The organism is Pseudomonas sp. SG20056 (assembly GCF_031764535.1).
Classification (GTDB): Bacteria; Pseudomonadota; Gammaproteobacteria; order Pseudomonadales; family Pseudomonadaceae; genus Aquipseudomonas.
Genome location: NZ_CP134499.1, coordinates 2,898,221 through 2,912,258 on the forward strand (window position 1 = coordinate 2,898,221; position 14,038 = coordinate 2,912,258).

The window sequence follows — 14,038 nt, forward strand, 5'->3', positions numbered from 1 at the left end:
TGGTGTGGAGCCTGTCGCCGTGCCTTGAGGCTCATAGCGACTCACGACAAATCAATAAGTTATGCCATGTATCTGCGCAGGTAAGAGGCCCATAACGGGCCCCCCCGAAAACCGCCGGAGCTTACCACAATCACTGCGGCGCACCTATCCCCAGCGCCCGCCTGCCGACTAGCAGACCGTCGAAAACTACTGCGCTCGGCTATGCCGCGTTGAAAGCAGCCTCGGAATGCTCATGTACAACTCGTACACTGCGCTTCCTCGGCTGCTTTCGCCTTGCCTAGCCATCGCTCGTTACGTTTTCAACGGCCTGCTGTGCGCGGAATAAGCAAAACTCAGTGCAGACGCTTGCGACACATCAATTGCGCCATTTTTTCCGCATCCGGACGATCAACCACGCCCTTCTCGGTGACGATAAAGTCGATCAGGTCCGCCGGGGTCACATCGAATACCGGATTGAGCGCCTCTATCCCGCCGGCGATACGCTTGCCGCCCAGCTCCAGCAGCTCACTGGGGTCGCGCTCTTCCAGCACGATGTCGTCACCGTGCTCCATGGCCATATCAATGGTTGAACTGGGCGCCACCACCATAAAGCGCACGCCGTGGTGCATGGCGTTCACCGCCAACTGATAGGTGCCGACCTTGTTCGCCACATCGCCATTGGCGGCGATGCGGTCGGCGCCGACGATGACCCAGGAGATGCCACGGGTTTTCATCAAGTGCGCAGCAGCCGAGTCGACATTCACCGTCACCGGGATGCCGTCAGCGGCCAGCTCCCAGGCAGTCAGGCGCGAGCCCTGCAACCAGGGCCGGGTTTCGTCGGCATATACCCGCTCAAGCAAACCCTCATGAAAAGCCGCACGAATCACCCCCAGCGCGGTGCCAAAGCCACCCGTGGCTAGGGCGCCGGCATTGCAATGGGTCAGCAGGTTCTGCTGATTGCCTTGGTGCTTGCGAATCAGATCGACGCCCAGCTGGGCCATGGTCAGGTTGGCTTCACGGTCGCTCTGGTGAATACCAATGGCTTCGGCCTCCAGCAGCGCCAGCGGATCATCATGGCTTTTCAGCCGACCCAGTCGCTCACGCATACGCTCAAGCGCCCAGAACAGATTGACCGCCGTTGGCCGCGAGGCAGCCAGCAGGTCGAAATCCGCCTGCAATGCCGCTCGCCAGTCGCCGCCTTCCTGCAGACGAACCCTTACAGCCAGGACAATCGCATAGGCCGCGCTGATGCCGATGGCCGGCGCGCCGCGCACCACCATGCTACGGATCGCCTCGGCGACATCCGCAGCCGAGTGATAGCTCAGCCAGGTTTCCTCGAAAGGCAGCGCGCGCTGATCCAGCAAGTGCAGAGCGCCGTCACGCCACTCGATGGCCTTGACCTTCTCTGCCGCTAGCAGTTGCTCGCGCATGACACACCTCCGCCGGAAAAAGCCGACCATTATACGCACAGCACTGGGCACATCGCGCCAGATCAGCTGCATGCAGCTTCAAGCCTAGGGCGTTCCCCTATAAACTCGCCACTCTACTGACTGCCGGAAGCCTTCCCATGCCCCAAGCTCCGCTCGATTTACTGCTGCTGCCCACCTGGCTGGTCCCGGTCGAGCCAGCTGGCGTGGTGCTGCTGGAGCATGGCCTGGGCATCCGCGACGGGCGCATCGCACTGATCGCACCGCGCGCTGAAGCACTTAAGCACTCAGCCCTGCAGGTGCTTGAGCTGCCCGGACGACTGCTCACGCCAGGCCTGGTCAACGCCCACGGCCATGCGGCAATGACCCTGTTCCGCGGCCTGGCCGATGATCTGCCGCTGATGACCTGGCTGGAGAAGCACATCTGGCCGGCCGAGGCCAAATGGGTCAACGAGCAGTTTGTGCAGGATGGCACCGAGCTGGCCATCGCCGAACAGCTCAAGGGCGGCATTACCTGCTTCTCCGACATGTATTTCTTCCCAGAAACCGCCAGCCAGCTGGTGCACAACAGCGGCATCCGCGGGCAGATCACCATTCCGGTACTGGATTTTCCGATTCCCGGCGCCCGCGACGCTGATGAAGCACTGCGCAAAGGCCTGAATCTGTTCGACGACCTCAAGCACCACCCGCGCCTGAGCGTCGCCTTCGGCCCGCATGCGCCCTACACGGTGAGTGACGACAAGCTGGAAAATATCCGCGTGCTCGCCGAGGAGCTGGACGCCGGCATTCATATGCACGTGCACGAAACCGCCTTCGAAGTTCAGCAGAGCCTGGAGCAGCGTGGCGAGCGACCACTGGCCCGCCTGGCCCGCCTTGACCTGCTCGGCCCGCGCTTCCAGGCCGTGCACATGACCCAGATTAATGATGAAGACCTGGCCCTGCTGGTGGAAAGTAACAGCAGCGTGATCCATTGCCCGGAGTCCAACCTCAAGCTGGCCAGCGGATTCTGCCCGGTAGAAAAGCTCTGGCAGGCCGGGGTCAATGTGGCCATCGGCACCGATGGAGCAGCGAGCAACAATGATCTCGATCTGCTCGGCGAAACCCGCACCGCCGCTCTGCTGGCCAAGGCCGTCGCGGGCTCGGCCACCGCCCTGGATGCCCACCGCGCACTGCGCATGGCCACCCTCAACGGCGCTCGCGCCTTGGGCCTGGATGAGCAGATCGGCTCATTGGAACTGGGCAAGGCGGCCGATATCGTCGTATTCAACCTCTCCGGCCTGGCCCAGCAACCGGTTTATGACCCGGTTTCGCAGCTGATCTATGCCGGTGGCCGCGCCTGCGTCGAACACCTGTGGGTCGGCGGCAAACAATTGCTCGACAGCGGCCAACTGACGCGCCTGGACGAACAACGGATCATCGCCAATGCCCGCGCCTGGGGCGCGAAGATCGCCGGCAAGTGACAGCCAGCCCAGAGAATGCGGGCACTGCGACAAACTGACATACATTGGACGCATAACAGGCGTCCAATCCACACGGCGAAACTGGCAACATGAGCCTCTCGCCGCCGCCTGATTCAGGGATTTATATGAGCAACGTCGACCACGCCGAAATCGCCAAATTCGAAGCCCTCGCCCATCGCTGGTGGGACCGCGAAAGCGAATTCAAGCCGCTGCATGACATCAACCCGCTGCGGGTCAACTGGATCGACGAGCGCGTCGGCCTGGCCGGCAAGAAGGTGCTCGACGTTGGCTGCGGCGGCGGTATTCTCAGCGAATCCATGGCCCAGCGCGGTGCCAACGTCACCGGCATCGACATGGGCGAAGCGCCGCTGGCCGTGGCCCAGTTGCACCAGCTGGAGTCGGGCGTAAGCGTCGAATACCGGCAGATCACTGCCGAAGCCCTGGCTGAAGAAATGCCAGAACAGTTCGACGTGGTCACCTGCCTGGAAATGCTTGAGCACGTACCCGACCCAGCGTCGGTGATCCGCGCCTGCTACCGCATGGTCAAGCCTGGCGGTCAGGTGTTCTTCTCCACCATCAACCGCAACCCCAAGGCTTACCTGTTCGCCATCATCGGCGCCGAGTACCTGATGCGTCTGCTGCCGCGCGGCACTCATGATTTCAAGAAATTTATCCGTCCGTCCGAGCTGGGCGCCTGGAGCCGCGAAGCGGGTCTTGAGGTCAAGGACATCATCGGCCTGACCTACAACCCGCTGAGCAAACGCTACAAGCTGGAAGCCGATGTCGACGTCAATTACATGATCCAGACCCTCAAGGAGGCCTGATGCGCCTGCGCGCAGTTCTTTTCGATATGGACGGCACCCTGCTCGACAGCGCGCCGGACTTTATCGCCATCAGCCAGGCCATGCGCGCCGAACGCGGCTTGCCGCCAATTAGCGACAAACTGATCCGCGACCAGGTGTCCGGCGGCGCGCGTGCCATGGTCGCCGCCAACTTCGCCATGGACCCCGAGGCTGAAGGCTTCGAAGCCCTGCGCCTGGAATTTCTCGAGCGCTATCAAAGCCACTGCGCGGTGCTGACCCGGCCATTCGATGGCATGGATGAGCTGCTCAATGACATCGAACAGGCCAAGCTGATCTGGGGCGTAGCAACCAACAAGCCAGTACGTTATGCCGAGCCGATCATGCAGCAACTCGGCCTGGCGCAGCGCTCGGCGGTTTTGGTCTGCCCGGATCACGTCAGCCGCAGCAAGCCCGATCCGGAAATGATCCTGCTGGCCTGCGCGAAGATGGGCGTGGAGCCCGCCGCAACCCTGTTTATCGGCGATGACGAGCGCGATATCGAAGCCGGCCGCGCCGCCGGCTGCAAGACCGCCGCCGTCACCTACGGCTATATCCACCCACAGGACAATCCTCGCAACTGGGGCGCCGATGTGGTGGTGGACCATCCGCTGGAACTGCGCGCCGTGCTCGAACGAGCCCTGTGCAGCTGCTGAAAATCGCCTGCCGGGCGCGCGCCGACGCCACCCGTTTTTTGAATTAATGAGGCCTTACCCATGCATGACTATTCCGCCCGCCCCGACCTGCTCAAGGGCCGCGTGATTCTGGTGACCGGTGCCGGTCGTGGCATTGGCGCAACCGCAGCCAAGACCTTTGCCGCCCATGGCGCCACGGTATTGCTGCTGGGCAAGACCGAAGAGAACCTCAGCCGGGTGTACGACGCCATCGAAGCCGCCGGCCATCCACAGGCCGCGGTCATCCCGTTCAACCTGGAAACCGCCCTGCCGCATCAGTACGACGAACTGGCGGCAATGATCGAAGCCGAATTCGGCAAACTCGACGGCCTGCTGCACAACGCCTCGATCATTGGCCCGCGTACGCCGCTGGAACAGCTATCCGGCGACAACTTCATGCGCGTAATGCAGGTCAACGTCAACGCCATGTTTATGCTCACCAGCACCCTGCTGCCACTGCTCAAGTTGTCGGCAGACGCCTCGGTGGTGTTCACCTCCAGCAGCGTCGGGCGCAAAGGTCGCGCTTACTGGGGGGCCTACGCAGTATCCAAGTTCGCCACCGAAGGCCTAATGCAGGTGCTGGCCGATGAAGTCGACGGCATTGCCAACGTGCGCGCCAACAGCGTCAACCCAGGCGCCACCCGCACCGATATGCGCGCCCAGGCCTACCCTGGAGAGAACCCGCAGAACAACCCGCTACCCGAAGCGATCATGCCGGTCTACCTCTACCTGATGGGCCCGGACAGCACAGGCGTTAATGGCCAAGCATTTGACGCGCAATAAACCATGACGGCTACCGCCGGTTTTCCGGCGGCAGCCGAATCATCTGGCATCAAATTGCCAGCAACCCCGCCAGTTAACCGGCAAAACTTTGCCGCACGCCTCCCCGCACAAACACTAAACCAATGAATTAAAAGCACTTTTCTAGTGATTTTAAGATTGGCACGGAATTCGCTCTAGCCCTGTTATCGCCGCGTACTGCGCTAGAGGTAGAGCTTCATGGCCCCGCACAACCAGTCCAACACCATTGATTTCGACGCTGCCAAACTACAGCGCCTCGGCTATGCCGGCCGCCTGCAGAAAAGCCTGAAACCAGTCAGCCTGGCACAGTTGCGCCAACAGCTGAGCCTGCGCCTGCAGACCTCACTGGAAGCCGAACGCATTCTTGAGCTGTTCTACAGCGAAGTGCAGCGCCTGGTGCCGCTCAGCTCCCTGAGCTACCAGCTGGCCTCCTGCGACCTGCGCCTGGAACTGGGCGAGCGCGCCAACCATTCGGCTGGCTATCGTTTGAATCACGACGGCGAATTTCTCGGTGAACTGACCTTCCGCCGCAACGTGCGCTTCAGTGAAGATGAGTTGGGCCAACTCGAATCGCTGCTCGCCAGCCTGCTGTTCCCGCTGCGTAACGCCCTGCTCTACCGCGCAGCCGTGCAAAGCGCATTGCGTGATCCGTTGACCGAAACCGGCAACCGTATCGCCATGCAGCAAACACTCAAGCGCGAAGTGGACATCGCCCGACGCACCCTGCAGCCGCTATCCGTGCTGATGGTCGACATCGACCACTTCAAACGCATCAACGACACCCACGGTCACCTGATCGGCGACCAGGCGCTCAAAGCCGTCGCCAGCGCGCTGAAAGAAAGCCTGCGCAATGTCGACATGGTGTTCCGCTTCGGCGGTGAAGAATTTATGGTGCTGCTCTCCAACACCAGCCGCGAATCCGCCTCCATGGTTGGTGAGCGCCTGCGCATGGCCGTTCTCGGCATCCAGTACCTGGTGGAAAACCGTGCCATCGAACTGTCGGTCAGCCTCGGCTGCGCCACCCTACTGCCGGGCGAGTCGATGGAAAGCCTGCTGCGCCGTGCGGATAACGCGCTGTACGTGTCCAAGCGAGATGGCCGCAATCGCCTGTCGATGGCTGGCTAATGCCAACGCAGACAATAAAAAGGCGACCCTAGGGTCGCCTTTTTCATATCCAGCGCAATGGATTACTCCGACTTAGGACCGCGACCGAAGCCTGGACGCTGACCATCACGGGTCGGCTGGCTGCGGCGCTTGACTGGCGCACCGGCCGGCTTGCGCGACGGACGATCAGTCAGTTCAACGCTTGGACGCTGTGCACCCGGCTTGGCCGGACGCTTCTTGTTGACGTCACTCGGCCGCTCGGCGACCGGCGTGCCCTTGCTCTGATCGACACGTGGCGCACGTGGCGTGCGTACCGGGCGCTCGCCACGCTCAGCACCATCGCCACGAGCTGGACGCGAACGGCCCTGGTCACCCGCGCTTGCTGGCGCACCATGGGCCGGACGCAGAGTCCGCTCTGGACGTGCGGCACGCCCCACCGGCTTGGCCGACTTACGCTGCAGCCGATCGATCTTGTCGCGGGCTTTTTCCTTCATATCCGGCAAGGCGACCGGCTTGAGGCCGACTTCCTCGCTGAGGATATCCACTTCGCGCTGGCTCATTTCGCGCCAGCGACCCATGGTCAGGTCCGATGTGATGAACACCGGGCCGAAACGCACGCGTTTCAAACGACTGACCACCAGGCCCTGGGACTCCCACAGGCGACGCACTTCGCGGTTACGGCCTTCCATCACCACACAGTGATACCAGTGGTTGAAGCCTTCACCGCCAGGGGCTTCCTTGATGTCGGTGAACTTGGCCGGACCGTCTTCGAGCATCACACCGGCTTTCAGGCGCTCGATCATCTCTTCGTCGACTTCGCCGCGCACACGCACCGCGTACTCACGGTCCATCTGGTAGGACGGGTGCATCAGGCGGTTGGCCAGCTCACCGTCGGTGGTAAACATCAGCAAGCCGGTGGTATTGATGTCGAGGCGACCGATATTGATCCAGCGACCATCTTTCGGCCGTGGCAGGCGGTCAAACACCGTCGGACGGCCTTCTGGGTCGTCGCGGGTACAGATCTCGCCTTCAGGCTTGTTATAGATGATCACACGACGCACGTTTTCGGCCGCTTCTTCGCGACGGATCACCTTGCCATCGACAGCAATCGCATCGTGCAGGTCAACGCGTACGCCGAGGCTGGCGACTGCGCCGTTGACCTTGACGCGGCCAGCAGTAATCCAGGCTTCGATTTCACGGCGTGAAGCCAGGCCCATGCGCGCCATGACTTTCTGCAGTTTTTCGCCTGCGGGGCTGTATTCTTCGATTTCTTCACTCATCTGGGCACCTCCCGGTGTTTTCTTTAGTGATTGGACGACTCGAGTCGTCGAAGGGCCGCGGAGCATACGCGAAACGCGGCGCTTACGCACGGGTTGAGGCTAGCTGGCTGATCGGTGGCCGTCAGCCTTTGCGTCGACCGATGGTCGCCAAACCCAGCAAACGCATATCCGCTTCAGCCAGAACGGCACGTCGAGTAGGCTTGTCGAGCTTCTTCCAGCCTTTGATCTCAGCCTTACTGCGCCCGCAACCGAGACAGATATCGCGCTCGAACTTGCACAGCTTGATGCAGGGGTCTTTCACCACGCTAACGCCTTCACTGGTGCCACCAGCACTTCAGTCAGGCAGCTGCTCTTTATCCAGGGTTTCGTGCACCTCATCGGCATCGTCACGCTCATCATCCTGCTCGGGTAAGTCGTCGAAGTCAGTCTTCAGACCCTGCTCCATCGAGTCGAGTTCAGCCAGCAGGCTGCTGAAGCTGGTTTCTTCACTCGCTTCCACCGCAGCTTCATCGGCCAGAGCCAGGTCGGCACGCGCCTGCAGGCTTTGCGGTGCCTCCAGATCCTCTTCAAACGCCAAGGCCGGTTCAGGCTCCAGCTCGCGCAGGGCGGCCAAGGGCGGTAATTCGTCGAGGCTTTTCAGGTTGAAGTGATCGAGAAAAGCCTTGGTGGTGGCGAACATCGCCGGCTTGCCCGGCACATCGCGGTAACCGACCACACGAATCCACTCACGCTCCAGCAGCGTTTTGACGATATGGCTGTTAACCGCCACACCGCGCACATCTTCGATCTCGCCACGGGTAATCGGCTGGCGATAGGCAATCAGCGCCAAGGTTTCCAGCATGGCGCGCGAATAGCGCTGCGGGCGCTCTTCCCATAGGCGACCCACCCAAGGCGCAAATTTTTCGCGCACTTGCAGGCGGTAACCGGACGCCACCTCGATCAGCTCGAAGGCGCGCCCTTCGCAAGACTTGCCCAGATGCGCCAGCGCCTTTTTGAAAACCGCCGGCTCCGGCCGCTCGGCTTCTTCAAAAAGCTCGAACAGACGCTCCAGCGATTGCGGTTTGCCGGATGCCAGCAGAAAGGCTTCGAGCAGGCTGGCCAGCTCACGAGGTTCGTTAAGGTTCATGCTTATTCAGCTCGCGCACGCACATGGATTGGCCCGAAAGCCTCATTTTGCACCAGTTCAACCAGGGATTCCTTGATCAACTCGAGCACGGCCATAAAGGTCACCACCACCCCTAGCTTGCCCTCTTCAGCGCTAAACAGGCTGACAAACGGCACAAACGCGCCGCCTTTGAGACGCTCAAGCACTTCGCTCATGCGTTCGCGGGTCGACAGCGCCTCACGGGTGACTTGGTGACTTTCAAACATATCGGCGCGGCGCAGCACCTCAGCCATCGACAGCAGCACTTCTTCCAGGCTGACATCCGGCAGCAGCTTGCGCGCCCGCGCTTCGGGCGCGTCCAGACGCGGCACCGTGACGTCACGGCCAACCCGGCTAAGGCCGTCGATACCTTCCGCGGCGGCCTTGTAACGCTCGTATTCCTGCAGGCGGCGGATCAGCTCGGCGCGCGGGTCGTCTTCCTCGGCTTCCGCCTCACTGGAGCGCGGCAACAGCATGCGTGACTTGATCTCGGCGAGCATGGCCGCCATCACCAGGTACTCAGCAGCCAGCTCCAAGCGTACCGACTGCATCAGCTCGACATAGCCCATGTACTGGCGGGTGATTTCCGCCACAGGGATATCCAGCACATCAATGTTCTGCTTGCGGATCAGGTAAAGCAGCAGATCCAGCGGTCCTTCAAAAGCCTCGAGAAACACTTCCAGGGCATCCGGAGGGATGTACAAGTCCAGCGGCATTTCAGTGACCGCCTGGCCATACACCAGGGCAAATGGCAGCTCTTGCTGCGCATTGGCCTGATCCTGGGGATGGCTCTCGGGATGTTCCTGGGCTGGCACGCTGGACATGGTCACTCTCGAAATTAGATGCAGCGTTAGGTTCAGCGGTAATTCAGGCCAAGAGCCAGGCGCACTTCACTCAAGGTTTCCCGCGCTTCAGAGCGCGCGCGCTCGGCGCCATCGGCGAGAATCTGCCGGACCAGATCTGGGTTGTACTGATAATCCGCAGCACGCGCCTGCAACGGTTGCAGTTCCTGCTGCAGCGCCTCGACCAGCGGCGCCTTGCACTCCAGGCAGCCAATGCCAGCGCTGCGGCAGCCTTGCTGTACCCAGTCGCACGTTTCATTACTGGAATACAGCTGATGCAACGACCACACCGGGCAATTCGCCGGGCTGCCGGGATCATCACGATGCACCCGCGCCGGATCAGTCGGCATGCGGCGGATCTTCTCCTCGATCGCCAAACCGCTGTCACGCAGGAAAATCGCATTGTTATTGGATTTGGACATCTTGCCGCCGTCGAGCCCGAGCAGCTTGGGCGACTCGCCGAGCATGGCCTGCGGCTCGATCAGCAGAATCTTGCCGCCGCCTTCCAGGTAGCCATAGAGGCGCTCCTTGTCACCCAGGGTAATGCTCTGCTGATCCTTGAGCAGCGCCCGTGCGGTTTCCAGCGCTTCAGCGTCGCCTTGTTCCTGATAGGCCTTGCGCAGGTTGTTGTAGAGCGTCGCGGTTTTCTTGCCCAGTTTGATGATGGCCGCCTCGGCTTTTTCCTCAAAGCCTGGCTCACGGCCATACAGATGGTTGAAGCGCCGCGCCACATCCCGGGCAAACTCAATATGTGCCAACTGGTCGCTGCCCACCGGCACCACGCCGGCGCGGTACAGCAAAATGTCCGCCGCCTGCAGCAAGGGATAACCGAGAAAACCAAAGGTGCTCAGGTCCTTGCCGTGCAGCTGCTCCTGCTGCTCTTTATAGGACGGCACGCGTTCCAACCAACTGAGCGGGCAGATCATCGACAGCAGCAGGTGCAATTCGGCGTGCTCAGGGACTTGCGACTGGATAAACAGGGTCGCCGAGCTGGGGCTGACGCCGGCAGCCAGCCAGTCCACCGCCATGTCCATGACGCGCTGGGACAGCGGGCCGACATCGTCGTAATCAGTGGTCAGAGCGTGTAGATCAACGATGCAGAAGAAGCATTCATAGGTGTGTTGCAGCTTCACCCAGTTCTTCAGCACGCCCTGATAATGCCCCAGGTGCAGCAGACCACTTGGGCGCATGCCAGACAGCACGCGGCGTTCAGCGTCAACAAGACTCAAAACGGATTACCTGAATAATCGAAAGAGCTCGATTATATATAGCCAGGCTCAAAGGTCATCCGTAAAAGGCGACGGATCACCACACCCTACGCGAATCACCTCGGGCTCATCGTCGGTCAGGCTGACCACGGTGGAGGCCTCCAGACCGCCAAAGCCGCCGTCGATGATCAGGTCGACCTGATGTTCAAGCATCTGGCGCATTTCATAAGGGTCGCTCATCGGCAACGTTTCGCCCGGCAGAATCAGACTGACGCTCATCAGCGGCTCATCCAGCTCGGCCAGCAAGGCCATGGCAATCGGGTGGCTGGGCACGCGCAGACCAATGGTGCGGCGTTTGGCATGCAGCAGCATGCGCGGCACCTCACGGGTGGCATTAAGAATAAAAGTGTAAGGCCCCGGCGTGTGACTCTTGAGCAGGCGGAAGGCGGCGGTATCGACCTTGGCAAAGGTGCTGAGCTGCGACAGATCGCGGCATACCAGGGTGAAGTTGTGTTTGTCGTCCAGTTGGCGCAGGCGGCGAATACGCTCAACGGCGCTCTTGTCGCCAATATGGCAGCCCACGGCATAGGAGGAGTCGGTCGGATAGATCACCACCCCGCCGTTGCGGATGATCTCCACGGCCTGCTTGATCAGGCGCGCTTGCGGGTTTTCCGGATGAATCTGGAAGAATTGGCTCACGCTTAGTCCCTGGTCAAATTGCAGTAGGCTGCTGGACATGTTGAAACCGTGCCCACAGGGGCGGTAGATCCTCAGGCACCGGGCGATAGACGCCCAGCTCAGACCACTGGCCTGGCGCGTGGAAATCACTGCCTGCGGTGGCGAACATGCCGAACTCCCTCGCCAGAATCGCCAGACTGCCAACCTGTTCGGCCGGCTGCATACCGTTGACCACTTCCAGCGAATGCCCGCCGGCGCCGACAAAATCAGCGATCAACTTGCGTCGTTTACTCCGAGTAAAGTCGTACTGCCAGGGATGCGCCAGGCTCACCCAAGCGCCAGCGCGGCGCAGGGTATCCACGGCCTGGGCCAGCTCCGGCCAGTGCTGTTTGACATCACCCAGCTTGCCCGAGCCCAGCCACTTGCGAAACGCTTCGGCGCGATCCTTTACATATCCGCTGCGCACCAGAAAGTCAGCAAAGTGAGGGCGTGCCGGGGCATTGCCGCTATCACCCAGTTCCTGCTGCATGGCCCGCGCGCCTTCGAGCGCGCCCGGCATGCCTTTGGCCTCCAGACGCTTGGCGATTTCCGCAGCGCGCAACCAACGCCCCTCGTGCAGCTCGGCAATGGCTTGCTGCAACGCCGGCGCATCGCGGTTGAAGGCGTAGCCCAGCACATGAATGGTCGCACCGCCCCAGGTGCAGGACAGCTCGATGCCGTTGACCAACTGCATGCCCAGCGCCTGCGCTGCGGCGCCAGCTTCATCAAGGCCATCGAGGGTGTCGTGATCGGTCAACGCCAGCAAACGCACACCGCGCTCGAACGCCCGCGCCACCAAAACAGCCGGCGCAAGTGCGCCATCTGAAGCGGTGCTGTGGCAATGCAAATCAACATCCATAAGGGGCGCTTTCCGAGTCATTTATGTTTGTTATTATGCCGCCAGATGTGGATTCTTGCTGGCTTGCGCCAATATTTCCTCGACTTTGCCTGACCAGGCTGCTTTTCTCCCCTGGCGCTGATCCGCGCCAACCACCGTATTAAGGATTGAGATGCTCTACGCGATCATTGCCACCGATGTGCAGAACTCCCTGGAAAACCGCCTGAGTGCCCGCCCGGCCCACCTTGCGCGCCTGGAGCAGCTGAAAACCGAAGGTCGCCTGATCCTCGCCGGCCCACACCCAGCCGTCGACAGCAATGACCCAGGCCCCGCAGGCTTTTCCGGCAGCCTGATCGTCGCCGAGTTCGAATCGCTGCTGGTCGCGCAGCAATGGGCCGATGCCGACCCCTACCGCGCAGCCGGCGTGTATGCCTCGGTACTGGTAAAACCTTTCAAACTGGTCTTGCCTTGAGCCAATACCCTCGCTGAATAACCCATAACAACAATTACAAAGATAGGAGTTCCGATGCGTCCAGGCCCGCTGTTTCTGCTCTTGACCCTGTGCTTGCCAGCCGTCACCCAGGCCGAGGAAAGCCCGCCGCAACCCTTGGCAGAAGCCACTTCGGCGCAGACGCAGATCGATGAACTGGAGCAGCGACTGGCGCTCAGCGAAGAACAGCGTGCAGCCCTCAGCGCTGAGCTGCAGAACAGCAGCAATGAACGTGACACCTTACAGCTGCAGCGCCTGCGCCAGGAAAACCAGCGCCTTAAACTGCAGCTGAAAAAAGCCCAGGCCAGCGCCCCACAGCCACTGATCAGCGAACAGCAGATGTGGTTTGCCACGGGCGCCGGAGCCGGCCTGCTCGGGGTGATTATCGGCGCGTTCCTGCGCCGTGGCCGCCGTTCACGCAGCGAGTGGCTCAACTGACCCATGAGTGATCTGCTGTTAATCGACGACGACGTCGAACTCTGCGAACTGCTGACCAGTTGGCTAACCCAGGAAGGCTTTCAGGTCAGCGCCTGCCACGACGGCCACAGCGCCCGCAGCGCTCTCGCCAAGCACAGTCCGGATGCCGTGGTACTGGACGTGATGCTGCCCGATGGTAGCGGCCTGGAGCTGCTCAAGCAGTTGCGCAGCGACCACCCGGAACTTCCGGTGCTGATGCTTTCGGCCCGTGGCGAGCCGCTGGACCGGATTCTCGGCCTGGAGCTGGGCGCTGACGACTATCTGGCCAAACCTTGCGATCCCCGCGAACTGACTGCACGCTTGCGCGCCGTCTTGCGCCGCAGCCTGCCAGCTACGCCCAGCAGCCCGCTCGACCTCGGCGACCTGCATTACAGCCAGGCCCGCGGCACCGTGACCCTGGGCGAACAGGAAGTGCTGTTGACCCTCTCAGAAAGCCGCATCCTCGAAGCCTTGCTGCAACATCCGGGCGAACCGGTGGACAAACAGGAACTGGCGCAACTGGCCCTTGGCCGCAAACTGACCCTGTATGACCGCAGCCTGGATATGCACGTCAGTAACCTGCGCAAAAAACTCGGTCCGCACACCGATGGCCGCCAGCGTATTCTCGCGCTGCGTAGCCGCGGCTACTACTACAGCGTCTGAGCCGTGGTTGTGTATATCAGCCACATCGCGCTCTTTACCTAAGCTTTACCTTGCCCTGACGGCCCTTGACCTTGACCGCCCTAGACTGGGCTCATCCGGTGTTTACCGGTTTCAGA

The 14,038-nt window shown here is 61.4% G+C and carries 16 protein-coding genes; 8 read left to right on the forward strand and 8 right to left on the reverse strand.

Annotated features, from left to right (window positions below; genetic code table 11):
• Positions 1-332: 332 nt before the first annotated feature.
• Positions 333-1,409, reverse strand: a complete 1,077-nt coding sequence (gene mtnA / locus RHP75_RS13830; protein WP_311088685.1) for an S-methyl-5-thioribose-1-phosphate isomerase — start codon at positions 1,407-1,409, stop codon at positions 333-335.
• Positions 1,410-1,546: 137 nt separating this feature from the next.
• Between mtnA and RHP75_RS13835 the strand changes: the two genes are divergently transcribed.
• The 5 genes from RHP75_RS13835 to RHP75_RS13855 all read left to right on the forward strand — a co-directional run bounded on the left by RHP75_RS13835 (position 1,547) and on the right by RHP75_RS13855 (position 6,305).
• A complete protein-coding gene (locus RHP75_RS13835) occupies positions 1,547-2,866 on the forward strand; it encodes a TRZ/ATZ family hydrolase (protein ID WP_311088686.1) in 1,320 nt (439 codons plus the stop codon).
• 125 nt (positions 2,867-2,991) lie between these two features.
• The gene (gene ubiG / locus RHP75_RS13840) at positions 2,992-3,690 is read left to right on the forward strand and encodes a bifunctional 2-polyprenyl-6-hydroxyphenol methylase/3-demethylubiquinol 3-O-methyltransferase UbiG (RefSeq protein ID WP_311088687.1); all 699 of its coding nucleotides are present in this window, start codon (positions 2,992-2,994) and stop codon (positions 3,688-3,690) included.
• On the forward strand, positions 3,690-4,361 hold the full coding sequence (mupP, locus tag RHP75_RS13845) for an N-acetylmuramic acid 6-phosphate phosphatase MupP (protein ID WP_311088688.1): 672 nt from the start codon (positions 3,690-3,692) through the stop codon (positions 4,359-4,361). The genes ubiG and mupP overlap by 1 nt, the downstream gene beginning before the upstream one ends.
• A 60-nt stretch (positions 4,362-4,421) precedes the next feature.
• Positions 4,422-5,162, forward strand: a complete 741-nt coding sequence (locus RHP75_RS13850; protein WP_311088689.1) for a YciK family oxidoreductase — start codon at positions 4,422-4,424, stop codon at positions 5,160-5,162.
• A 216-nt stretch (positions 5,163-5,378) separates the two neighbouring features.
• Entirely contained in the window at positions 5,379-6,305 is a 927-nt protein-coding gene (locus RHP75_RS13855; RefSeq protein ID WP_311088690.1) for a GGDEF domain-containing protein, read from the forward strand.
• Between the two features lie 62 nt (positions 6,306-6,367).
• Here the strand turns inward: RHP75_RS13855 and rluB are convergent, their stop codons facing one another.
• The 7 genes from rluB to RHP75_RS13890 form a co-directional block, all read right to left on the reverse strand.
• Positions 6,368-7,564, reverse strand: coding sequence for a 23S rRNA pseudouridine(2605) synthase RluB (rluB, locus tag RHP75_RS13860; RefSeq protein ID WP_311088691.1), 1,197 nt, complete (start codon positions 7,562-7,564; stop codon positions 6,368-6,370).
• A gap of 121 nt (positions 7,565-7,685) precedes the next feature.
• Positions 7,686-7,868, reverse strand: a complete 183-nt coding sequence (locus RHP75_RS13865) for a DUF1289 domain-containing protein (protein ID WP_311088692.1) — start codon at positions 7,866-7,868, stop codon at positions 7,686-7,688.
• A 30-nt stretch (positions 7,869-7,898) separates the two neighbouring features.
• Entirely contained in the window at positions 7,899-8,690 is a 792-nt protein-coding gene (gene scpB, locus RHP75_RS13870; RefSeq protein ID WP_311088693.1) for an SMC-Scp complex subunit ScpB, read from the reverse strand.
• A gap of 2 nt (positions 8,691-8,692) precedes the next feature.
• Positions 8,693-9,391: a ScpA family protein gene (locus RHP75_RS13875; RefSeq protein WP_167144217.1), complete on the reverse strand. Its 699-nt coding sequence runs from the start codon at positions 9,389-9,391 to the stop codon at positions 8,693-8,695.
• A 173-nt stretch (positions 9,392-9,564) separates the two neighbouring features.
• Positions 9,565-10,740 carry a tryptophan--tRNA ligase gene (locus RHP75_RS13880; protein ID WP_311091942.1) on the reverse strand — a complete coding sequence of 392 codons (1,176 nt, stop codon included), beginning with the start codon at positions 10,738-10,740 and terminating at the stop codon, positions 9,565-9,567.
• A gap of 87 nt (positions 10,741-10,827) precedes the next feature.
• Positions 10,828-11,457, reverse strand: coding sequence for an L-threonylcarbamoyladenylate synthase (locus tag RHP75_RS13885; protein WP_311088694.1), 630 nt, complete (start codon positions 11,455-11,457; stop codon positions 10,828-10,830).
• A 13-nt stretch (positions 11,458-11,470) separates the two neighbouring features.
• Positions 11,471-12,334, reverse strand: coding sequence for a PHP domain-containing protein (locus RHP75_RS13890; protein WP_311088695.1), 864 nt, complete (start codon positions 12,332-12,334; stop codon positions 11,471-11,473).
• 151 nt (positions 12,335-12,485) lie between these two features.
• Here RHP75_RS13890 and RHP75_RS13895 point away from each other — a divergent pair, with 151 nt between their 5' ends.
• The 3 genes from RHP75_RS13895 to RHP75_RS13905 are packed head-to-tail and all read left to right on the forward strand — an operon-like array spanning position 12,486 to position 13,922.
• Complete coding sequence (locus tag RHP75_RS13895; RefSeq protein ID WP_311088696.1) at positions 12,486-12,785, forward strand: YciI family protein; 300 nt, start codon at positions 12,486-12,488, stop codon at positions 12,783-12,785.
• 54 nt (positions 12,786-12,839) lie between these two features.
• Complete coding sequence (locus RHP75_RS13900) at positions 12,840-13,241, forward strand: translation initiation factor 2 (RefSeq protein ID WP_311088697.1); 402 nt, start codon at positions 12,840-12,842, stop codon at positions 13,239-13,241.
• A 3-nt stretch (positions 13,242-13,244) separates the two neighbouring features.
• Complete coding sequence (locus tag RHP75_RS13905; RefSeq protein WP_311088698.1) at positions 13,245-13,922, forward strand: response regulator transcription factor; 678 nt, start codon at positions 13,245-13,247, stop codon at positions 13,920-13,922.
• Positions 13,923-14,038: the final 116 nt, after the last annotated feature.